This is a genomic window from Methanobrevibacter wolinii SH, from assembly GCF_000621965.1.
Taxonomy (GTDB): Archaea; Methanobacteriota; Methanobacteria; order Methanobacteriales; family Methanobacteriaceae; genus Methanarmilla; species Methanarmilla wolinii.
In genome coordinates this window covers 125,634-148,683 of the sequence record NZ_JHWX01000007.1, presented here as the reverse complement: position 1 = coordinate 148,683, position 23,050 = coordinate 125,634, and the positions used below count along the sequence as shown (strand labels likewise).

Below are 23,050 nucleotides of genomic sequence, written 5' to 3'. Positions count from 1 at the left end.
AGTTTAGAACTAAATTTTTCATTTTTAAATAAAAAAATAGGGATATGAATTTTAATAATTAAACTTAAAACTTCATAAATTAGATTATCTACTTTGAAATAAGGATATTTTATAAACTGATTTAAACATCATTAAATTTAAATCTTTTAAAGTTTAATGCCTCATGAAAATTTAAACATTATTGGGATTGGATCTTTCAAAATTTAAAACCTCATATTTAAATTAGTTTTTATTATATTCTTTTTAAAGTTTAACGCCTTGTAAATTATTTAAAGTGTTTATTTATTAAAATAATATTTTCATTAAACTTTCCTTAAATATATAAACTACAATAATTATGTCTTAATTCTTAATTAAGACATAGTTTATTCTTTTTTGTTGGATTTTTTGTAATATTTATTTAAAACATAAATATTTAAAACATAATTTATTCTTTAATAGTTTTAAACTTATTTCATGTTTAAGAATGATTATATTTAAATTCGGTTTCATCTTAAATTTTTAAATAAACAATTTTTAACAGTATATTTACTTGAGTATACTTTAGATTTAAAATTTGTATTCTATTTTTATTTAGTTTTTATTTTCAATTTTAGAATCGCGAATTTCCGCCATGGATATAACTATTGTTATTTTTCATCATATAAAAAAATTAAAATCTTTTCATGAATTTTCTTAATTAAAAATAATTTTAATTTATCATGAAATTAATTTATATCTTATCCTCTTTTAATTTATAAAAATCGTCGATAAACATATTGCTATAGTTTTTAGAAATCTCCTCATATTTATTCCATATGCCTATTTCGGTATTTGGAATTATTAAATTATCGTCATCGACTTTAATGAATGTACGAAGTATCTCTTTTCCATCTATAATTAATAATTTAGTTGGTGGAAGATTCCTTTCAATAATTTCTAGATTACTTAATTTTGAATTTTTAAATTTTTCATAAATGTTTTCATTTCTTCCATTTACATTGATTTCATTGTTTAATATTATTTTAATTTGAATTTCATTGGATATTTTTTTTAATGTGTTGATTAATTCATCATCCTCATTTTCAAATAAGAAACCAATTTTTATATATATTGATTTTTTAGACTCTCTAATTAATTCTAGTTCTTTGTTTACAATATTTTTAGAAGAATTTATTAATCAAACGGGCGCTTGTGTTTCGTTTATTTGATTATTGTATATTTCATTTAATCTTTCACCACTTTCGTTAAGTTTTTTAATAAGCTCTTCTTTTTTATTATTATATACATTAAATGGAGGGATAACTGTATATGTTAAAGGCCTTGTTCCATGATCTATTTTAATAAATCCTTTTTTGTCTAACTCTTTTAAAACATAATATACTTTTGTTCTAGGTATATTCGCAAGTTCAGATATTTCATCTGCTTTTGCTGAAATTAACTTATTTAAGCTAATATATGCTTCTGCTTCATAATGGCTTAAACCTAATATTTTTAAAGAGTATATAATGTTATCCATAATCTCACATCCTCCATTTTTTTATCTTATGAATTTTAATTAAACTTCTTAATATGGTTGTTTGTGTTTAGTTAAGGTTTAATTAATTTTAGTATGAGTTAATCCTTGCGCTTAATTATAGCTTAATTTTTAATAAGATCTAATTCTTATACTTAGTTAACTAATTAAATGTCTTCACTTTTTGATTGTATTTTTGTTTTTAATTTTGATAATTATATGATTAAATAATATTTCTCTTTTATATTATTTATTGGATAATTAACTAAAATTTCTTATTTTAAATTATTTTTTCATGAAAATAATTTAATATCTTTTAATATAAGCTTTGTTTATAGCATTTACTTTTTGTAGTTAATTTATCTATTAAAAAATTTAAAATTCATTATCTTTATTTTAAAAAAACAATAATTTAAAGATTTTGTAACTAAGTAATTATAAAAAGTTAAAATTCTTATAAAAAACTTTTATATTATTTTATTCTTTAAAATTAGGATATTATTTTGATTTTTAAGTAATTTCAACCATTATTGATTACTTAATGTCTTTTATAAATCAATTGATTTTGATAATTTATATAAAATAATTCATTTTATTGTTTTATTAAATTTTTTTTATTTGTTTTCATTTTTATTTATTTTTTATTTATTATTTTGTATTTTTGTATATTTTATCTTTAGTTCTATTTATTTTTTGTGTATTTTTGTTTTTTTATTTTTTTGTAATATTGTATTTCATATAATTTTTAGTTTTTATTCTATTTGTCTTTATATCTTTTCTCTATTTTCCTTATTTTTTGTATATATTTTATTTTTCTTGTAATTACTTTGTTTATTTTGGTTTTTTTAATTTTAAAGATATATAAAAAAGTTTTATATGTTACAAACATATACTATTAATTAATGATATAATGGGGGGTGAGAATATCTTAAAGTTTAGGAAATTACTAATTGTTTTATCATGTTTGTTTGTTCTATTGTCTTGTATTGGAATGAGCTTTGCTGCAAATTCTGATAATATCTCTTCAACTGATGTTTCGGTATATAACTCTTCTGTTGGTTTTGATAATGCCTCTAATCATGGTTCTACTAATGGTGTTTTGGATTATGGTTCTAGTAATGTTTCAGCTTATGCTGCTAACTGCAATTCTAATAATGCTCTAGATTCTGATTCTAAATCTGAGGATAGTCTAATCTCTAATAATTCTAATAAGAGTTTAGTTTCTAGTTCAAATTCTTTTATTCAAAAGGATAATGAACTTACAGGTGATAAGTCAGTATATATTTCTAGTAATGGTAGTGATGATGCTGGCGATGGATCTGAATTATCTCCATTTAAAACATTTGATAAAGGTTTTGATTACTGCAGAAATCACAACATTAAAACCATCTATGTGGAGGGAACTTATTATGGTGAAATCTGGGTGTCCCTAGATGATTTGACTATAATCGGTATAAACAATCCTGTTATTTCAGGTGGTAAAACTAGTCGTGGATTAACTAATTATGCCTCCAATCTTACTATTAAAGGATTTACTTTTAAAGATTGTTATAAGCGTATTGGTGCTTCAATTTTTGATTCTGGTGGTATTACCGTAATAAACTGTACATTCATTGATAACTATGCTTGGGGTGCAGGTGGTGCAATTTATGCGCCTTCAGAGTATTTTAAAGTAATCAATTCAACATTCATTAGTAATGTTGCATATCAGGGCGCCGCTATCTATGGTGAATATGGTGCTAGTATAATTAATTCAACATTCGTTAATAATGGAAATGCCAGTACAAGTCAGGGTGGTGCAGTATTCATGTATGGTGATAACTTGTATGTTGAAAATTGTAGTTTTGTTAATAACACTGCAAATTATGTTGGTGGTGCGTTTATAACTTATAGTGCTGGTAATGTTACCTGCATTAACTCCAGTTTTATCAATAATTCTGCGAAAGTAGCTGGTGGTGCTATTATCTCTGATGGTGAGAGTAATTATATAAATAACTGTACTTTTATTAATAATAGTGCTTTAAACTATGGTGGTGCTGTAAGTTTATTTAGTGGAAATGTTTCTAATTCCAGGTTTATTAATAATACATGTGAATTAGGTTCTGCAATATGTAGTAATAATCTACAGGTATCTAATGTAAGTGTTATTAATCCTCGCTCTAATGGTTCAGACATTGTGGTGTTATCTTATGGAGTAATAAATGACACCAATAGCTCTGTTGTTAAAGTATATAACTATCCAATCATGGATGGAACTTTATACAATGGGACTAGTGATGGATATATTGGTTTTTGTGCAGAAAAACACAATCATGAACCTTATTATGGTTCTTATTCAATTAGTTTAGATGGTATTAAGAATAATCTCAATGGGGCCTGTGTTGGTGAATATGTCAAATTGTTAATATACCATAATTTAAATCAAAGTTCTAATTTAAATAGTACAGATATTAAGTTAATCCAACAATGGATTTGGGATTTTACAGATACTAATTTTTTAGAATCAAATGATACCGTTATTCAGGATACCATTAGAAGGTATAATGCTGGCGAACGTATTCCTTCAGTATCTGCTAAAGTTTTGGATAACGGCACAGTCTTAAATTATCTATTCAGGTCTTCATTTTCTGCAAATAACTATCAGAACATGTTCATGTTTAAAATTCTTTCTGGTGTTGACAATATTACAGTACTTAAAGATACTTTGGATTCTAATGTTGTTGTCGGTGATTTGGTTAGATTCAATATTACTGTAAGGAACGATGGTAATTTAACACTTGATGACATGTTTATTAATGATTCTGATTATGATGCTGGTCTCAATTATTATGATTACGTTAACGGTACTGGTTTATGGGATTATGAAGGAAATCACATTTGGGTTTTAACAAGCCCTTTAAACCTAGGTGAATCAAGAAACATCATCCTGTTATTTAATACCACTAAAGAGGGTGTTTTAAACAATAATGTTAGTGCAGGTTACTTGAACAAAACCTTGTCCTATGCAGTAAACAATACAACTGTAAGCCATCACAACACCACAAACACTACAAATAATACAAACAATACAACAAATAACAAAAGAAACAACAGTACAAACAATACAACAAATAATACTCCAAAATCAGATAACAATACAACAAACAGTACACCACAAGTAAATTCCAATAATAGAGATAAAGGATTTATGTACAATACTGGAAATCCATTATTTATTTTAATAATAACATTAGTTCTATTATTGTTTGGGGGTTTTAAGGGTAATAATAAAAAATAGTTTTTAAATATAATTACTTTTTTAAGTAATTATTTTTTATTATTTTTTCCATGTAACTTTTGGTTTTTCATGTTTTCAGTCTTTATGTTTTTTTAATGCATTTTTCATGTTTTTCATGTTTATCTAAATAGTATTAATCTTTTTTTATAAATTACAGTTTTTTAGCTTTATTTATTTAATTATGGGCTGTTTATTTTTGTTTTTTATATATAGATAATATTTATAGTAATTCTCATATTTTTATTTTAAAATTTTTATTTTATCTTTATATTGCTTTAATTTAATAATATGATGATAATATTGATGGTTTAATAGATTTTCATATAAAATAAATTATGATTATAATTATGTGGCTAAGTTTTCAGTTATTTTGGTTTTTTATATAATATTTTTTGTTTTTATTCAGTTTTTAAAAAAATTTAATTGGTTTTTTTAATAAAAAACCAATAATCTAAATATTTAAATATATGAAAAAACTAAATTTTATTATAATTTATCTTTAGATAAATTTTTTTAATACATAAAAGTGTAGGAGAATAAAAATGTTTAAACGTGAAATAGAACTTTCTGGTCATATTATCGATTCACTTGTTCTTTCAAAAACATTTGATATCGTTATGGACAAAGGAGGAGATTTTGAGGTTTTAGATATTAGTGTTGGTAAAAACAAATCTGACATATCTAGGGCTAAAATGGCAGTATATGCAGAAAATTTAGATAAACTAAATGAGATTTTAGATGAACTTTCAGCTATTGGTGTTTCTATTGCTGAAATTAAAGAAGCTAAATTAGTTCCCTCTCCTAAAGATAAAGTTCTTCCTGAAGGATTTTACTCAACTACACACCATACTACTCATGTATTATATAAGGGTAACTGGTTAATGGTTCACGATATTGAAATGGATTGTGCTGTTGTAATTGATGAAGAAAAAGAAGAGGCATATTGTAGGCCTATTGGTTCTATTAAAAAAGGAGATATGGTTGTTGTTGGAATTGATGGAGTTAAAGTTTCCCGTCCACAAAAACCTAGAGGAAAAACAAATGCTTTTGAATTTATGAACAGTGATGTTTCTAGTGAAAAACCATTAATGAGTACTGTAAAAGATATTGCAGCTGAAGTTAAAAGGATTAAAGCAAATGGTGGAAAAATTGCATTTGTAGGTGGACCTGCTATTGTTCACACTGGTTCACAAGGGGTTGTTGCAAATTTAATTAAAGAAGGATATATTGATGTTTTATTCGCTGGAAATGCTCTTGCAACCCATGATATTGAATGCGATATTTTAGGTACTTCATTAGGTATTAATGTTAAAACTGGTGAAATTGTAACTAATGGTCATTCCCACCATATGAGGGCAATTAATAAGATTAATAGGTCAGGTTCTATTAAAAATGCTGTTGAAGATGGAACTTTAAAAAGCGGAATCATGTATGAGCTTGTTAAAAACGATGTTCCATTTGTTCTTGCAGGATCTATACGTGATGATGGACCATTGCCTGATGTTATTACTGATACACAAGAAGCACAGGAGGCTATGCGTAAATATGTTCAGAATGTAGATATGGTATTTATGGTGGCTACTATGTTACACTCCATTGCTGTTGGTAATATGTTACCTTCTAGTGTAAGTAGTGTATGTGTTGATATTAACCCATCTACAGTAACTAAACTTGCAGATAGGGGTAGTGCACAAGTTCTTGGTGTAGTTACTGATGTTGGTGCATTCCTTCCAGTATTGTACGATGCAATACACAGTGATGACTAAATATATTATATTTGGGATTGTATGGGGAATGGTTAAAAGCATTGTCTTAGATACTTAAGTGATTTCTAAGTATAAAGCTATTAATATTTTGTTTAAGTGTTTTTTTAATCACTTAGACTATTAAAATATTTTTAGTTATTTTAGTCGCTTTATTTATATGTTTAATAAAAATTTAAAAATGTCTTTTATTGTATTTTAACTTATTTTATATGAAGGTTTAATTATGGCAAGTATTGAAGAAGTTTTAAAACATTATGATTCACCAATTGTTTTAGATAAAAATGGGGATAAGGAAGTAAGTGATAAAGTTTTAAATGACGCAATTATATTAAAAAACGATGATAAGAAATTTACTTTAGAATATAATGATTCTGATTGTAAAATTATTGTGATTGCAGAATATCCCAGCAGTGTCTCAATATTGGAGTACGATGAAAATAGGAGTTTAGTTGGTGGACATAGCTACGTTGGAGACATGGAAGAAAGATTTAGTTAAATCTTCTTGTTTTATTATTTTTTCTTGATCTAATTGTATATTTTTTAATTTAATCTGTTTTTCTTGTTTTTATTATTTTTTTTAGTTTAATCTGTTTATCTCATTTCAGATATTTTTTATTTTTATATTTATTCTTTAATCCAATCTTTTAGTTAATCTATTTTTTTTAATTTATAGTGTTTTTTATATTTTTAATATAGTCCATCTACTAATTTTAAAGATATTTTTAAACTCTTGAATCTATGGTTTACTTCCTTGATTTTATAGTATTTATTAACTTTATGGGTTAATTTTTATTTATTTTTATTTATTGACTTTATGAGTTAATATTACACTATTTATTAACTTTATGAGTTAATTTATAAGATTTAGAAATATTTATTACCTTTAAATTATAAAATAAGACTATCTACTTGGTTTTTACATGTAATATTTCAGTTTAAATGTTTTGGAATTTTTATATAAAAATTAAGTATGATTATTAATTTGTATATTAATAATTTGATGGTTTTCTTAATAGTTTAATATATGAATTGATTAATATTGGATTAATGGATTTATTATTTAAATTAAATTATTTATTAGAATTTAATAATCAAAATAAATGTTTATAATTTAAAAATATTAAAAATAGCGTTTTATTTATTTTAATATTATATAAATAATTTAATTCAATTTAAATAAAAATAATAGGTTAGGAGTTAATGATGAAGTTTAATTTTAGAAAGACTTTAATTTTACTGGCAGTTATTTTTTCTATATTTTTAGTGGTTAACACAGTAAGCGCATCAGATAATACAGGTATTTCAGATATTGATCACATTAATTCGAATATCTCAAGTACTGATTTACCTTATAATGATACTTATCAAACTGATAATGATGCAAGTAATCTTAATAATACTTATACTGAAAATGATGTCCCAAATTATTCTTTAAATAATAGTTCAGATAAAAATATATTGAAATCTGATGGTTCTAATGTTTTAAGATGTAGTCCATGTACATTAAATGTGACAAAAATAACTCTTAATGAGACTGTAAAATTAGGTGAACAGGTAACATTTACTATTATAGTAAAAAATGTAGGTTGGGAACCAGTTTATAATAGTCCTATTACCATTGATGATTGGGCTGATGAAGGTTTAGTATTTGTTCATTATGATTCTATTGAACCTTATGCAAGTAATTTACAATTTAAAGGATTACAAAAAACTTGGTTAGGTGATTTTTATCGTTGGGAGTATCCAATTGCTCAATGGTGGCCATTTTATCCAGGTTATGAAATTAGATTTAATGTTACTTATAATACAACAAAACCTGGTAAATTGTATAATCATGTGAATTTGTGGGCTCCTGGTTATCCAGAACAGGTAAAATCAGAGAACTCAACTTTTGTAAAAGATCCTAAGTTTACTGTTGAAAAAATTTTAGTAAATAATGATACACGTATTGGGGATACAATTGTTTATAATATAGTTATAAATAATACTGGAAATGTTGAATTGGGAAATATTACTGTCAAAGAGGAATTTCCAGATGCACTAGAATATCTTGGTGTAAATGGAAATTGGACATATGATGGTAATGACCTTTTTAAGTTAAATAGTCCATTAGCAGTAAATGGTACTACCAAACTAAATATTAGATTTAAGGTTATTCATGCAGGTAATATAACAAATATCGTTATTGTATCTAGTAATGAAACTGATAATAAAACTGCAAATAATACTACTTTTGTTAAAGATCCTAAATTAAATATCGAAAAAATTACAATTACTAAAAAAGTAAATTCTGGCGAAGACGTAATTTTTAAAATTATTATTAAAAATATTGGTAATGTTGATTTAAATAATATCACAGTTACTGAAAGTTATCCTAAAGAGCTAATTTTAAAATCATATTTTGGTGAGGGGTGGACTAGAAATAATAATCTTTTTAATTATGGGAATACTTTAAATGTTAATGATACAATTATTTTGGAATTAGTATTTAAAACTACTGTTGCAGGTAATTTTACTAATATTGTATATGTTAGTTCTGATTTAACAAACCGTACTAATGCAACTAATGTTACTGAAGTTGTTTCTATTAAAAATGACACTAACAATACCAATAACACCAATAATACAAAGCCTAATAATAAATCTAATAATAAAGCTTTAAATTTATCTAAAGAAGACATTGCTAATAATAAAACAGGAAACCCTATTTTTATATTGTTAATTGCTATTGGTGGATTAGTTTTAGCGTCTTATTATAGAAAAAAATAGATTTTTAATTTTACTATTTTTTTCTTTTTATTTTTTTTAGTTTTTTTTTTGAGGTCATGTTTTTATTGGGGCTTTATTTTTTTTATTTTTGGTTTTTCTGAAAACTTGTTTTATATAAAAATTTAAATTTATCAATTTCATTTATTTTTTGGTTTAGAAAACGATTTTTATTCTAAATTCATAAGATTTCAATAAAATGTCTATTTTATAGTTTTTTAAACAAAGATCTTTTTTTCATTACTAAGTTGATTAAGAATAAATGTATATATTTTTAAAATACTTTCTAATATTACTTATAATTCAAAATACAATCATAAAAAAGTTTTTTTTATTTTATATCCTCTTAGTTAAAAACATAAAAATTTATATTTTTTGATAATATATTTAGATAGTATAGAGTGATTTTTTATGGAAAAAATAATTACTGCAAATATTGTTGATGTTAAGTTTAATAATATGTATCCAGCAGAAATTAAGATTAAAGATGGTTATATAACTGATGTTATACCAATAGCTACAGATAGTCTTGAAGATATTGATTTTGATTTTGATGGTATTTTACTTCCTGGTTTTATTGATGCTCATATTCATATTGAAAGTTCTATGCTTACTCCTTCTAATTTTGCTAAAGCTGCAGTTAGTCATGGAACAACTTCTGTAATTGCTGATGATCATGAAATTGCAAATGTTTTAGGTATTCGTGGTGTTAATTTCATGATTAATAATGGTAAGAAAGTACCATTTGATTTTTATTATTCTGCACCTAGTTGTGTTCCTGCTACTTCATTTGAAAATTCTGGTGCAGTTTTAAATAGTCAAGATGTTTCTATGCTTTTAAATATTAATGAAGTAGTATGTCTTGGAGAGATGATGAATTTCCCTGGTGTTATTAATGATGATGAAGAGGTTTATAAAAAAATTGATGCAGCAAAATTACTTAATAAACCTGTTGATGGTCATGCACCATTACTTACTGGTAAAGATTTAATTAAATATGTTAATGCAGGTATATCTACTGACCATGAATCATCTAGTTTTGATGAAGCTATTGAAAAGAAAAAATTAGGCATGAAAATTTTAGTACGTGAAGGTTCCTCTGCTAAAAATTTTGATGATATTTTAAATGAAAATGATAGAAGGATTTATCTTATTAATTCTCATGATGCAGATGAGTTTTCACATGATGATTTAGAAACTCTTATGAAGAATCCTATATTTGACATGATTGTATCTGATGATAAGAATCCTAAAGATTTAAAAGAAGGTCACCTTGAAGTTTTAGTTAAAAGATTAATAGATTATGATGTATTTCCTATTGAAGCAATTAAAATGGTTACATTAAATCCAGCTCAACATTATCATCTTGATTCTGGTTCAATTGAACCAGGTAAACGAGCTAACTTTGTTCTTATAGATAATTTTGAAAACTTTAATGTTTTAAAAACATTTGTTGGTGGCGAATGTGTATATGAAGATGGTAAAGTATTATTTGATTCAGAGGATGCTGAACTTGAAAATACAGTTAATCTTCGTGAAGTAAAACCTGAAGACTTTGATATTTATTATGATGGTGATGAAGATAAAGTTAAAGTTCGTGTCATTAAAGTCTCTGATGGATCTTTAATTACTGAAGAAATTAAAAAAGAAGTTGAAGTTAAAGACCATATTTTACAAGCTAATGAAGATAGAGATATTTTAAAAATAGCTGTTGTAAATAGGTATGGGGCTAATACTGTTGCAAATGCATTTGTTAAAGGTTTTTCAATTAAAAATACTGCAATTGCTTCTTCTGTAGCACATGACTCTCATAATATTATTGTTGTTGGTACAAATAATAAAAATATGGCTGATGCAGTAAATCTTATTAATAAGTTTCATGGAGGTATTGCTGTTGTATCTCGTAGGAATGAAATTAAAGAAATTTTAGAATTACCTATTGCTGGATTAATGAGTAATGATAGTGTTGAAACACTTTCACTTAAGTTAAGGAATCTTCAAAATATTGTTAAATTACTTGGTTGTAAATTAAAATCTCCATTTATGACAATGTCATTTTTAGCATTACTTGTTATACCTTCACTTAAATTATCTGATAAAGGTTTATTTGATTCAAATAAATTTGAATTTGTAGATCTTGTAGTTAATGAGGATAATTAATATTTTATAGTTTAAATATATATTTTAATATATACATATTCTTATTTTTTTCTTTTTAAGTGTTTATTTTATTTTAGGTTTTCTTTATATTGTTTTTGAGTTTTATTTTAGTTTTTTGAAAATATATTAATTTCTAAAATTAATTTTTTTAATGGTATATCTTGCATAACTAAAGTTTAAAATACTTGCAAGTGTTCTTCCTATTGCAAGACCAAGCCATATACCAATTAAACCCCAGTTTATGTATATTCCAAAGAAGTATGTAAAACTAACTGTAAATATTACTTCTCTTATTATTGTCCACATTAAACTTGTAGTTCCTTTTCCAATTCCTTGGTAGAAGAAACTTGAAACCATTCCAGCACCAGTAAATGGAAGAGATAAACATGCTATCTTTAGAAATGTTGATATTCCTGGAATTAAACTTGCTGTATTATTTGTATATGCAAATATTGTTGAAAGAGGTGTTGAGAAAATAACAAGTATTGCTGTTACAATTGTTCCAAATATAACTCCAAATTTAGCTCCATAAATATGTGCTCTTGAAATATACTCCTTATTTTTAGCACCAAATGAACTTCCAACAACTGCAGTTACTGCACTACCAATTGCTGTTAATGGCATTATTGCAAAAAGATATAATCTTTGTCCTGTTGTAAATACTGCAATTCCATATTCTCCAGATATCATTGATATAAATATTAAGTATAAACTCATTGCAATAGACATAATAAACATGTCCATTGATGCAGGAACACCTACTTTTAAAATGTCTTTTACTATTTTTGAATCATATTTAAAATCTTTTAGTTTAACATCAACATATGTATCTTTTTTTATTAAAATCCAATACATAATTACTATTGCTGATATTACACTACTTACTACTGTAGCAATTGATGCTCCAGCAGAACCTAGGTTTAATATGTAAATAAATATAGGATCAAGTACTGCATTTAATCCAACTGATACTATAACAGCATACATTGCTCTTTTCATATCACCTTCTCCACGTAGTATACCACTTGCCCCATTTGCAAACATGAATCCAAATAAACCTGCAAATAATGGGGTTCCATATTTTAATCCTTCAATTAATGTTTGTCCATTTGCTCCATATAATATAAGTAGTGGTTTTTCAATAAGAAGAAGTACAATTGTTAGTATGATTGATGCTATTAAAAAGATTAGTAATGAATGTTCTGCAGATATACTTGCTTTTTCGTGATTTTTAGCACCTACAAATCGACTAATACTACTTGTAGCTCCACTTCCAAGTCCTACGCTTACTCCATTTAGTATCATAAATATTGGAGTTACAAATCCAATTCCTGCAATTGCTGATTGTCCAAGTCCTGCTATCCATATTCCATCTATTATATTATATGATGCAGTTAAGAGCATTGATATCATTATGGGAATAGCTAATTTTTTTACAGCATTTTCAGGATTTCCTCTCATTAACTCTATATTTTTATTTACCATATTATCCCCAACTAAACATTGTTTATAATATGGTTTTTATATTATTTTAATTACTATGTATTAAATTCTTTAATATTGAATAATTTATAGGATTTATTTTTTTAAATATTTTCTTAAAAAATAGCTAATTAATCATTTTAGCTGTTTTGATGGTTTTTTGAATATAACCTTGTTTAATGTTTTTTTTTTTGAAATTATTTACTAATTTATATTAATTTAAATAATTTATATATCCTATTTTTATTATGTATTGTAAGATATCCTATTATAATGCCTATTAATCCACCACATATAACATCACTTGGATAATGTACTCCTTCATATACTCTTGCTATTCCCATTATTATTGCAAGTATAAACCATATTGGAGCATATTTTGGATATTTATAAGATAATATTGTAGCTATTAAAAATGCAAATAACGTGTGTTCTGATGGGAAAGAATATCCTTTTTCAATTACTAATTTGTTTATGAAGTTTTCAGTAATTAGTGGTCTTAATCTTTGTATTGTATATTTTAAAATTCTTGATAAGATTATACTTAAGATGTAACTTATTGTAAATAAACTAAATAGCTTTTTACCCTCTTTTTTATCTAATATTAAAACAAGTATTGGGATTATTATTACAAATGCAGGTATTGTATGCCAAAAGTCAATGGTGTATAATCTTAGTAAGTCATCTAGAATATGGTTTGATAAGTTTTTATTAAAAAAGTATAAGATATTTGTATCTATTTGATATAATTCTTCAAGCATTTTTTCCCTTATTACTATATTGTATAACTTTAGTTTATTAATATAAAGAAGTAGAATTTTTTATTATTCTATTTGTATTAATGGCTATAAAATAATTTTTATGCTTGAATTATTAAGAAAAAGTAGTATACTTAAAATTATAAAATTTTAAGTATTTAGTTTTAATTGTGCATAAATCCTGTTATTACACAAGTATATTCTGGTATTATTCCTTTAGGTAAATCAAACCATTTTAATTCTAAATCAGTGTGATCTTCTACAGCTTCACATATTCTGGTTCCAAGTTCATCCCATCCTCTTCTTGCTTTATCTGGTTTTTTACATGGTTTACCTAAGGGTCTTTGACATCCTTTTGTACATAAAATACATGGTCCTGCATTTATAAATAGTCCACCTGTTTCTTTTTCTTTTTTACGTAAATCTGCCATTAATTTATAATTTTCTTTATTGTATGTGTTTGGTACAATTTTCATGAGGATTTCATCTAAACTGTAATTTCTTGATCTTGCTTCTTTCGTGAAATTGATTTTCGTTATTATAAAATCTAGTTTTTCATATTTTTCTTCAAATTTCTTCCATACATCAAGTGAATTTTCTCTATGTGGTGGGCACATCCATACTTTTCCATAATTAGGACATTCTTTACATAATTTGTATTCTACATCTTCATCATAGTATTTTTCTATGTATTCTTTTAAATTCATACTTCCTTCAACATGTTCTGTAGTGTAAAAATTATCAAAATTTATTTCTTCTTCCATATTATCATCTCTCTGTTTTAACAATTGTTATATTTACTATTAAATATTAACGATTGTTATATTAATTATATTAAAAAATATCTCATAATATTAAATCTATAAAACAATTTGAATATTAAATTAATTTTAAAAAAAGATATTTTAATAAAGCAAATTAATATTTACTTATATTATTTTATTTTAATTGTTTTAATATTTAAACTTTCTTAGTTTTAATCTAATTAAGTCTATATAAACTATTTATTTTAATTTTAATTTAATTTTATTCAAATTTGTTTTATTGTTAATTTTGGTGTGGTGTTTTAATTTATTTTATTGTTAATTTAATAGACTATTTTTAAATGATAATTCTATTTTTAGATTAAATTTAATAAATAATAATTAAATAATTATCACTAATTAATAATTTATAGGTTGTATCATGTCATTATCAAAAGATTTAAGAAATTTTATTTTATCAAAAGGAGCAAATGAGGTAGGTTTTGCAAATTTAGAAGATATGAATATAAGTAATATTAATGGTGAAAATCTTAATTTTAAAGTAAAGTCAGGTATTTCTTTTTTCATTCATTTTAAACCAGAAGTTATAAATAATTTATCTAATGGTCCAACTGAAGAGTATCTTGAAAACTTTAATCATCTTAATGATAAATTAAATTCTATTGCTATTGATGTTGAAAAATATTTAAAAAGTTTAGGTTATAATGCTTATGCTCAAACATTAGCTAGAACAGGTTATAATGCTGTTTATAATGATGATTGTAGAAATACATTACCTTATAAAACAGTTGCAACAAAAGCAGGTTTAGGATGGGTTGGTAAATGTGCAATGTTTGTAAATAAGGATTATGGTTCTGCATTACGTTTATCTTCTGTTTTATCAGATGCACCACTTGAATATGGGAAACCTATTACAAGATCATTATGTGGTAGTAGATGTATAGAATGTAGAGATGCTTGTCCAGGCTCTGCAGTTTCAGGACTTAAATGGGCTGCTGATTTAAAAAGAGAAGACTTTTTTGATTATAAAAAATGTTTAAAAGCAGCTAAAAAGATTTCTTTAAAAAATTTAAATAAAGAATTGACTATATGTGGTATGTGTATCTATGTTTGTCCTCATACTCAAAAATATCTACGTAAAGCTTTAAAATAGCTTTTTACATTTTTTTATTAAATATTTTATTTTTTTAGATTTTGTATTATTTGGTTTTTTATTAAGTATTGATTTTTTTATTTTTTTTTTAGATTTTGTATTATTTGGTTTTTTATTAAGTATTGATTTTTTTATTTTTTTTAGATTTTGTATTAGTTAGTTTTTTATTAGGTTTTTTATTTTTTATATTAATTTGCTTTTTATTAAGTATTTTATTTTTAATAATTTTATTTACTTGTTTAATTTAATCTCTTTAAATTAAATATTTTATAATTTTTTTACTGATATTTCTTATAAAATCCATTAATTATAAGTTATAAGTGTTCATTTATAACTATACTTATTCAAATTCTTTATTTTTTTATTTATCTTGTTATAATTTCTTATTTTTATTATAGAACTTATTTTTATCTTATTTTTACTTATTATCTATTTGTTTTATTTATTTTACCTTATCTTATTATAATTTTTACACTTGAAATATATGACTAATTCTTAATAATTTTACACTTGAAATATACCTCTTGAATTTCTATTAATTACTTTTAATAGTTTTAATTTCTTATAATTTGATTTTTATAAAACTTTCGTATTTTTATTATATGTCTTAATTTTAATATTTATATCTTAATATCAATTATTTTTTAATTTAAATGGTTTTTAATAATTTTATTTAATATATATTAATATTTTTTTATTTTTAAGTTTTAAAAATAGTTTTAAATAGCTTTATCTAATATACATCACTATCTTTTTATTTTTTACTTTTAAAAATAGTTTTTAATAGTTTTCTAATAATTTTATGGTTTATATAAGTTTAAATGATTTTAAAAATATATTTTTATTAATATATAATCTTTTAAGTGCTTAATTATATTTTAATCTTATTAATTTTTTTAATTAATTATTTATTATAGAATTTATTCTAAATTAATTACTTAAATTAATTTTAAATAATTTAAATTAATTTTTATTAATTTTACTATTTTATTATAATTTATTTTAATCTAAATTTATTAGTTTATTTCTAAAATTATTTTTATTGATTTTTAATATATTTTCTTGGTTTCTTATTGGAAACTTTAATTTTAAATAATTAAAGTAATATGACTATAGTTAACTTATTTTTTAATTTAAATAATTTTTAAAAAAATATTATTGTCTATTTATAAAAAAGGAATTAATAAAATGTTTAAAATAACTGATTCTAGAATAATGGTTTATATTTTAGCATTTGCTACTTTAGCAGTTAATACACCACTTAGTATAGTTGGTATATTAGTTGAAATATCAAAATATTTTAATATTTCTATTGCAATTTCTGGATTATTTGTTAGTTCTTTTACATATACAATAGCATTAACAGGACTATTTCTACCTCTTATCTTTAAAAGATTTGAAAGAAAAACAGTTTTTATTTCAATACTTTCAATATTTGTAATAAGTAGTTTAATATCAATATTTACAAATAATCTTCTTATATCATTAATTTGTAGGATTTTACCTGCAATTTTTTATTCAAGTTTTGTAAGTATTGCACTTACAGTAGCAGAAGAAATAGCTCCTAAAGGATTAAAACAAGATTATGTTACAAAAATATTACTTGGTATATCAATTGGAAGTATAATAGGTCTACCAATTACAACAGCTATTGGTACTCTTTTAGGTTATAAGGCAGTAATGTTATGGTTAAGTATAATTAATTTTATACCTCTTATCTTAATTTGTGGTTTTCCAAGAATGCCTAATTTAAAAAAATCCAATCCATTACCTTATAATTTACTTAAATCTAAGAAATATATTGTTTCTTTTATTGGAATTATTATGTATCCAATTGGAATAAGTATAATTTATAATTATATGTCTTACTTTTTCCAAACAGTTAATCATATTTATACTTATAATTTAAGTTTAATTTTATTTGTATATGGATTAATATCAATATTTGGAACAGGAATTTATGGGAAATTACTTAAAAATAAGTCTCGATTTGCTATATTTAGTGTATCTATTATTGGAATCATTACACTTATTTTATTATACAAGTTTGCTAGAATAAAAATATATGCTGTAATATTGATGATGATTATTGGAATACTTGATGGTGCAGGTTATACTGTAATGCAATATATTGAAAGAAGATTACTTCCAGAATCTCCTGAACTTGCAAATGGAATATTTTTATGTATTCTTAATGGTGGTATTGCAATTGGTACATCTATAGGTGGATTTTTAGTAAATGATTTTGGTGTAATGTCTATATTTTTAGGTGCAATCTTTCCATTGATACTTTCATTTATCTTATTGTATTTAATTATACCTAAAAGTGTTTATAATTCTTAATTTTTTTTAATTTTAATTTTTAATTATATTTAGAAATTTTTATAGTTTTTAGTTTTTTTTTAGAGTTTTAATTTTTTAATTATATTGGGTATTATATTTCTTAATTTTTAATTTTTTGAGATTATAATATATTTAATTATGTCTTAAAATATTATTTTTTTATTTTTTTATAAAATAGCTTTATTTAAGCTATTTATAGCTTTATATTAAGTTTATTATAAAATAGTTTTATTATATACTAATTGTTTGTAGTTATTTATGTACAAAACCTTATTCTTTGTTTGTATATTTTTAAATATCTATTTATATTATTTTGATTTTTTATATAAGTTTAATTAGTTTTATATATTAATAAATACAACCTTTTAATAGAAATTATAGAAGGAAGGATTAATATGGTAAGCAAAAATAGTGCTGCAGTTATATCCTTTTTCTTACCTGGAATTGGACAAGCTGCTCAAGGTAAAACTGGCTCAGGAATTTGTGCTTGGATTGTAACTTTAATTATTGCTTATGCAATATATTATTTCACACAACCAAACCCATGGTATGCTGTTGTCATTTACTTTATTATTGGTATTATAGCAGCATATTATGCATATTCTAAAGGTGATGTTGACAATGGTGGAGGAGAGTAAAAAACTCTTTTCCATTTATTGGTAAAAGTTCTATTAACTTTTTGATTTCTTTTTTCTATTTTTTCATTTTATATAAATTACTTATTTTAAACTATTTTTGTGTTTTATTGTTTTTATTATAGTAGACTATTAAATAATCTATTTTTTAAGTTTTTATGTGTTTAAATAAAATGTATTATAAAATAATCTGTTTTTTTAAGTTTTATATGGTTTTAAATAAATTTGTGTTAAATGATGTGTTTTTTATGTTTTTACTGGTTTTAAATAAATTTTATGTTAAGTAATCTGTTTTAAAGTTTTATGTGTTTAAATAAAATCTATGTTAAGTGATGTGTTTTTTAAGTTTTTATCTGTTTAAATAAAACATTTTTCAGTATAATATAATATTAGGTAATTGTATTTTTACTAATAACATTAATATTTAAATATTGTTTAGATTAAAATCTTAATTATGTCTAATATTGCAGTTTCCTTTGAATATACAAAATTAAAAAAAGAATTATCTGATTTGGTTTTTGAATATGAATCTCTTAAAAATCAAATATGTCCTAGTTTAGAGAGGGAATATATTCTTAATTTTGGATTACTTGAATATAATATATATAAAAAAGATTTTGAGATAGATAAGATTAAAGCAAAAATCAAACTAATCCAAAAAGAGATTAATCATCAAAATCAAGTAGATATCAAAGTAATTGATGAAAAATTAGAACTTAAATTTAAGGATTATAATAAAAAATTAAAAGAATCAATGGATGAAGTATCAAATGTTTTAAAAAATAAAAATGAATTCTCAGAACTTTCTGAGGAAGATTCATTAAAACTTAGGAAAATATATAAAATACTTGTTAAAAGATTACATCCTGATTTAAACAAAGATCAAGATGAATTTGAGAAAACTTTATTTATGGAAGTTACAGATGCTTTTAAAATGGGTGATTTAAAAAAATTAGAAACATTATATGCTATAACTCCAGATTCTAAATTTGATGTAGATTTTTCAACTGAAGCAGATTTAAATAGATTAATCATTGATTTTAAATTAAAGATTTCTGAAATAAGATCAAAGTATCCTTATACTGTAATGGATTTATTATCTAGTGATACTGAAATTGAAAATTATATAAATGATCTTAAATCTTTGATTAAAGATAAAGATGAAGAATTAGAGTATTATAATAATAAATTAAATCAAAAATTAGAAGAGGTAAAAGATTTTAATAAGAATATTAATTCTGATTAGGTTAATGGGTAATCTTGGATATTTTGATTAGGTTTATTTTATTAGTTAATTAGTGATTTTAGGTATTCTTATTAGGTTTTTATTAGTTATTGGGTAATTTTAGATGTTCTGATTAGGTTTATTTTATTATTTATTAGGTAATTTTAGATATTATTTTAAAAATAAATATCTATTGAGTTTGAAATCTTAGTGAGTATATTATTTTAAAAGTTTTTAATAGATATAGTATGGTTGATTAAAATGTCAAATATTGAAAAATATACTGGTTCAGATATTGGGGAATTTATAGGTTATATTCATAAAGGTGGAAAAGTTAAATCTTTTGATGAAGATATTTATTTAATTAATATTCATGTTGCTGGATTATATTATATTGAAGATATTGATGAGATTTTATCTGATATGAAAATAGGTGATATTCTAAAACTTTCTAGAGAAAAATGTAATAGATATGATTCATATGCTATTTTAATAAAATATAATAATAAAAAAGTAGGTTATGTTCCAAAAAATAAAAATTTGGTATTAGCTAATTTAATGGATGGTGGAAAAGAGTTATATGGTGTAATTACTAGTTTATCAGAGCCTTTTGAAAATTATAAATCAATTAAATGTGATGTATTTTTAAAAGATTAATCCTTTTTATAAATTATTGATTTATTTTTAAAAAGAATATACTTTGAAATCATTTAAAAATATAGCTTAATAAAAAGTTTAGATTTAAAATAAGTTAATATATTAAAAAATTAGAAAAAAATAAGAGTAGTAAATACTCTTACTTTATGTATAGTATACGAATTTAAACATTATTGAGAAATTAATTATTCTCTATGCAGCATAGTCATCATAACTATATTCTTCACTACCACTACTACTACTACCACTACTACCACTACTACTAGCTCCACTAGAGCCACTATCATAATTATAGCTAGAATCATCGTAATAATTAAATTCATAGAAGTTTACAGTAGTATTAGCTTCTTTTGTTTTATTTGTCTTATTTTTATGATTAGTTTTAGGACTACTGGTAGTGGTACTTACTGAATCAGTACTAACTGTAGTATTTACTTGGAAATAATGTATACTTGTCATTATATGAGTTAAAATATCTTTATTTTTAGTAACAATTAAAATATTATCATGTGTAGTATCATTTCCAAGGAATGCCATATAATACTTAGTGTCCTTATTATACCATACTGATTGGTTGTTAAGTGTTTGTTGTTCTGCACCTATTTTATATGAATCTCTTGTTGATGCAAGTTTTACACCATCACTTAAATCAGAAGATAAATTATCAGAATTACTATTATAATACATTATAATAAGATCATGTTGAGTATCATTTATTACAGAGATATTATCTCCAATTGTTGTATTTGTTAATTTATTAGATACTGGAATATCCATACTACAACTTTCACTCATCTTAATATTATTATATTGAACATTTGGATTTGAAAAATAGACAAAAGCAGTTACTCCAGATACAGCAGCAATAATTATGATAATTATAATAGTCGTTAAAAGTTTCTTATTCATATTTTCCCCCTATTTTTTATTAAATATTATTCTTAATTTTTGAATAATATTTATCTCTTTCTTTTTTAAATTTAATATATTTATTTATTAAATTATTTTTTCTAATTAATTGAATTTAGAATAAATTCTTTTAGGAGCTTAAATTTTTAAAATGAATTAGGTTTTTAATGGGGTTTATTAGTGTTTTGAGGTTTATTTATTTGGTTTTTGGATTAGGTTTTTAATTGAGATTTTTTAGAGGTTCAATGTTTTAAATAAATTAAGATAAACTAAAAAATTAATATTAAAAATAAATTGTAATTAACAATTAATTACAAAAATACAATATAAAAAATAGTTAATTTAAAAATATCTCCTTCAACAAAGCATTTCTAATAATCGAGCTGGCTGGATTAATAATCTTTCATCAGAAAAAAGATATTCTGGATCAACTATTTTACATTTTTTAGGATGATCATACTTAAAACAATCACTTCTATATAAGTTTCTAATAAAGTCTGGATCCCTTTTTAATAAATCGTCATATATAAATTCTAACTTTTCTTCACGAGTAGCGTAATCTCCAGTTTTGAGAAATATTTCAATAACTCTTTTTTCATATTCTTCATAAGTCATAGGGTACTTTTTTTCTTTCATTTTCTCATCCTCCTATCTCTTATTCTTTCAGCATCATCATAATCTTTACCTTTATATTTATCAATACTTGTAAAATGTTTAGCTTTTATATATTTACTTTGTTTTCCTGTGTATTCAAAGAAGATATTTTATTTAGGTTCATAATCCTCAGGATTTGCGTTTTTTAGAGTTTTAAAGTTTTAAATAAACTAAGGTTCAAAGTTCTTTATTTTATATCCTTTATTTTCTAGTACTTTTTTAAGTATCTCAATAGATTCTTTATCATCTTTTGTACCTACCTTTTTTATAACTCTTTGATCTTCTGAGAATCTATCTAGATAATATTTTTTTAATTCATCATCAACTATATCAATACGTGTATAGTTAACAAGTGATTCTATAAGCATGTATAATCCACGATTTACTATTTGTGGACATGCTTTGTTTTTAACAATCTTTGTAACTTTTGCTTTAATAATATAAGATTTTCCATTAGATGCTACTGGATCATGTTTTTTACATGCTTCTTTAAGTGTTTCTACTTCACATTTTAAGTATGCATCACAATCTTTTAAGATTGCTTCTTTATCCTCTGTAAAGTAATCATCTGTTAAATTTCCTATTGTTGATAATGTGAATATTTGTGGTTTGTTTGTAATATTTACAACAAATTCACGTCTATTATAAATATTTGATGCAGTAAGACTTGTTTTAAAAATACGAAACATTAATTCATCTTTACTATATGCAATGGTTCCAAAAGGAGCAGCATTTTTACTACCATCATCACATAAACTAGTTATTATAGTTTCATACTGACTTCCTTTTTCCATTCCAACTAAACTAATATCAATGTCCATATTATCAACCTTTAAATTCTTATTTGATTATTTATTGATTTTTATTAATTAATTTTTATATATTTTTTTTAATTTTATTTAGTTAAGATTTTATTGTTTTTTGGGTTTGTTTGTAAATAATTTTTTTTATTTTATTTTGTTTGGTTTTTGGGTTTGTTTGTAAATAGTTTTTTTAATTTTATTTA

At 23.2% G+C, this 23,050-nt stretch carries 17 protein-coding genes; 10 read left to right on the top strand and 7 right to left on the bottom strand.

Going from position 1 to position 23,050, the window contains the following annotated elements; all coding sequences use genetic code 11:
- Positions 1-1,159: 1,159 nt before the first annotated feature.
- Positions 1,160-1,498 (bottom strand): TrmB family transcriptional regulator, encoded by a 339-nt coding sequence (locus T523_RS08695; protein WP_052334576.1) that lies wholly within the window; start codon positions 1,496-1,498, stop codon positions 1,160-1,162.
- A gap of 907 nt (positions 1,499-2,405) precedes the next feature.
- Here T523_RS08695 and T523_RS00615 point away from each other — a divergent pair.
- The 5 genes from T523_RS00615 (at position 2,406) to ade (ending at position 11,464) form a co-directional block, all read left to right on the top strand.
- On the top strand, positions 2,406-4,772 hold the full coding sequence (locus T523_RS00615) for a right-handed parallel beta-helix repeat-containing protein (RefSeq protein WP_156929568.1): 2,367 nt from the start codon (positions 2,406-2,408) through the stop codon (positions 4,770-4,772).
- Positions 4,773-5,314: 542 nt separating this feature from the next.
- Positions 5,315-6,538, top strand: a complete 1,224-nt coding sequence (locus T523_RS00610) for an ornithine cyclodeaminase (protein ID WP_042706914.1) — start codon at positions 5,315-5,317, stop codon at positions 6,536-6,538.
- A gap of 223 nt (positions 6,539-6,761) precedes the next feature.
- On the top strand, positions 6,762-7,034 hold the full coding sequence (locus T523_RS00605; RefSeq protein WP_042706913.1) for a hypothetical protein: 273 nt from the start codon (positions 6,762-6,764) through the stop codon (positions 7,032-7,034).
- A 767-nt stretch (positions 7,035-7,801) separates the two neighbouring features.
- Positions 7,802-9,307, top strand: coding sequence for a DUF11 domain-containing protein (locus tag T523_RS00600; protein ID WP_198016016.1), 1,506 nt, complete (start codon positions 7,802-7,804; stop codon positions 9,305-9,307).
- A gap of 408 nt (positions 9,308-9,715) precedes the next feature.
- Positions 9,716-11,464 carry an adenine deaminase gene (ade, locus tag T523_RS00595; RefSeq protein ID WP_042706911.1) on the top strand — a complete coding sequence of 583 codons (1,749 nt, stop codon included), beginning with the start codon at positions 9,716-9,718 and terminating at the stop codon, positions 11,462-11,464.
- A 126-nt stretch (positions 11,465-11,590) separates the two neighbouring features.
- Here the strand turns inward: ade and T523_RS00590 are convergent, their stop codons facing one another.
- The 3 genes from T523_RS00590 to T523_RS00580 form a co-directional block, all read right to left on the bottom strand.
- Positions 11,591-12,949: an MATE family efflux transporter gene (locus tag T523_RS00590; protein ID WP_042706910.1), complete on the bottom strand. Its 1,359-nt coding sequence runs from the start codon at positions 12,947-12,949 to the stop codon at positions 11,591-11,593.
- A gap of 206 nt (positions 12,950-13,155) precedes the next feature.
- The gene (locus tag T523_RS08690; RefSeq protein ID WP_052334575.1) at positions 13,156-13,707 is read right to left on the bottom strand and encodes a phosphatase PAP2 family protein; all 552 of its coding nucleotides are present in this window, start codon (positions 13,705-13,707) and stop codon (positions 13,156-13,158) included.
- A 161-nt stretch (positions 13,708-13,868) separates the two neighbouring features.
- A complete protein-coding gene (locus tag T523_RS00580; protein ID WP_042706909.1) occupies positions 13,869-14,468 on the bottom strand; it encodes a DUF2284 domain-containing protein in 600 nt (199 codons plus the stop codon).
- Positions 14,469-14,889: 421 nt separating this feature from the next.
- On the opposite strand from T523_RS00580, the gene T523_RS00575 reads away from it, so the two are divergent.
- From T523_RS00575 to T523_RS00555, 5 genes are all read left to right on the top strand, one after another.
- Positions 14,890-15,621 carry a 4Fe-4S double cluster binding domain-containing protein gene (locus tag T523_RS00575; RefSeq protein ID WP_042706908.1) on the top strand — a complete coding sequence of 244 codons (732 nt, stop codon included), beginning with the start codon at positions 14,890-14,892 and terminating at the stop codon, positions 15,619-15,621.
- Between the two features lie 1,188 nt (positions 15,622-16,809).
- Entirely contained in the window at positions 16,810-17,964 is a 1,155-nt protein-coding gene (locus T523_RS00570; RefSeq protein ID WP_042706907.1) for an MFS transporter, read from the top strand.
- Between the two features lie 395 nt (positions 17,965-18,359).
- The gene (locus T523_RS00565; protein ID WP_042706905.1) at positions 18,360-18,602 is read left to right on the top strand and encodes a hypothetical protein; all 243 of its coding nucleotides are present in this window, start codon (positions 18,360-18,362) and stop codon (positions 18,600-18,602) included.
- A 451-nt stretch (positions 18,603-19,053) separates the two neighbouring features.
- Entirely contained in the window at positions 19,054-19,845 is a 792-nt protein-coding gene (locus tag T523_RS00560) for a J domain-containing protein (RefSeq protein ID WP_052334574.1), read from the top strand.
- Between the two features lie 240 nt (positions 19,846-20,085).
- Positions 20,086-20,481 (top strand): HIRAN domain-containing protein, encoded by a 396-nt coding sequence (locus T523_RS00555; RefSeq protein ID WP_042706903.1) that lies wholly within the window; start codon positions 20,086-20,088, stop codon positions 20,479-20,481.
- A 192-nt stretch (positions 20,482-20,673) separates the two neighbouring features.
- Here T523_RS00555 and T523_RS00550 read toward each other — a convergent pair whose 3' ends face one another.
- The 3 genes from T523_RS00550 to T523_RS00540 all read right to left on the bottom strand — a co-directional run bounded on the left by T523_RS00550 (position 20,674) and on the right by T523_RS00540 (position 22,865).
- Positions 20,674-21,390 carry a hypothetical protein gene (locus T523_RS00550; RefSeq protein ID WP_042706902.1) on the bottom strand — a complete coding sequence of 239 codons (717 nt, stop codon included), beginning with the start codon at positions 21,388-21,390 and terminating at the stop codon, positions 20,674-20,676.
- Positions 21,391-21,747: 357 nt separating this feature from the next.
- Positions 21,748-22,026, bottom strand: coding sequence for a hypothetical protein (locus tag T523_RS00545; RefSeq protein WP_042706900.1), 279 nt, complete (start codon positions 22,024-22,026; stop codon positions 21,748-21,750).
- Between the two features lie 188 nt (positions 22,027-22,214).
- A complete protein-coding gene (locus T523_RS00540) occupies positions 22,215-22,865 on the bottom strand; it encodes a DUF447 domain-containing protein (RefSeq protein WP_042706898.1) in 651 nt (216 codons plus the stop codon).
- Positions 22,866-23,050: the final 185 nt, after the last annotated feature.

What these genes read in the sequence shown, in the direction of transcription:
- T523_RS00545 (WP_042706900.1), bottom strand. Translation starts at nt 22,026, where the DNA reads ATGAAAGAAAAAAAGTACCCTATGACTTATGAAGAATATGAAAAAAGA.
- T523_RS00550 (WP_042706902.1), bottom strand. Translation starts at nt 21,390, where the DNA reads ATGAATAAGAAACTTTTAACGACTATTATAATTATCATAATTATTGCT.
- T523_RS00565 (WP_042706905.1), top strand. Translation starts at nt 18,360, where the DNA reads ATGGTAAGCAAAAATAGTGCTGCAGTTATATCCTTTTTCTTACCTGGA.
- T523_RS00575 (WP_042706908.1), top strand. Translation starts at nt 14,890, where the DNA reads ATGTCATTATCAAAAGATTTAAGAAATTTTATTTTATCAAAAGGAGCA.
- T523_RS00540 (WP_042706898.1), bottom strand. Translation starts at nt 22,865, where the DNA reads ATGGACATTGATATTAGTTTAGTTGGAATGGAAAAAGGAAGTCAGTAT.
- T523_RS00580 (WP_042706909.1), bottom strand. Translation starts at nt 14,468, where the DNA reads ATGGAAGAAGAAATAAATTTTGATAATTTTTACACTACAGAACATGTT.
- T523_RS00570 (WP_042706907.1), top strand. Translation starts at nt 16,810, where the DNA reads ATGTTTAAAATAACTGATTCTAGAATAATGGTTTATATTTTAGCATTT.
- T523_RS00555 (WP_042706903.1), top strand. Translation starts at nt 20,086, where the DNA reads ATGTCAAATATTGAAAAATATACTGGTTCAGATATTGGGGAATTTATA.
- T523_RS00560 (WP_052334574.1), top strand. Translation starts at nt 19,054, where the DNA reads ATGTCTAATATTGCAGTTTCCTTTGAATATACAAAATTAAAAAAAGAA.
- T523_RS00610 (WP_042706914.1), top strand. Translation starts at nt 5,315, where the DNA reads ATGTTTAAACGTGAAATAGAACTTTCTGGTCATATTATCGATTCACTT.
- T523_RS08690 (WP_052334575.1), bottom strand. Translation starts at nt 13,707, where the DNA reads ATGCTTGAAGAATTATATCAAATAGATACAAATATCTTATACTTTTTT.
- ade (WP_042706911.1), top strand. Translation starts at nt 9,716, where the DNA reads ATGGAAAAAATAATTACTGCAAATATTGTTGATGTTAAGTTTAATAAT.
- T523_RS00615 (WP_156929568.1), top strand. Translation starts at nt 2,406, where the DNA reads ATGGGGGGTGAGAATATCTTAAAGTTTAGGAAATTACTAATTGTTTTA.
- T523_RS00605 (WP_042706913.1), top strand. Translation starts at nt 6,762, where the DNA reads ATGGCAAGTATTGAAGAAGTTTTAAAACATTATGATTCACCAATTGTT.
- T523_RS08695 (WP_052334576.1), bottom strand. Translation starts at nt 1,498, where the DNA reads ATGGATAACATTATATACTCTTTAAAAATATTAGGTTTAAGCCATTAT.
- T523_RS00590 (WP_042706910.1), bottom strand. Translation starts at nt 12,949, where the DNA reads ATGGTAAATAAAAATATAGAGTTAATGAGAGGAAATCCTGAAAATGCT.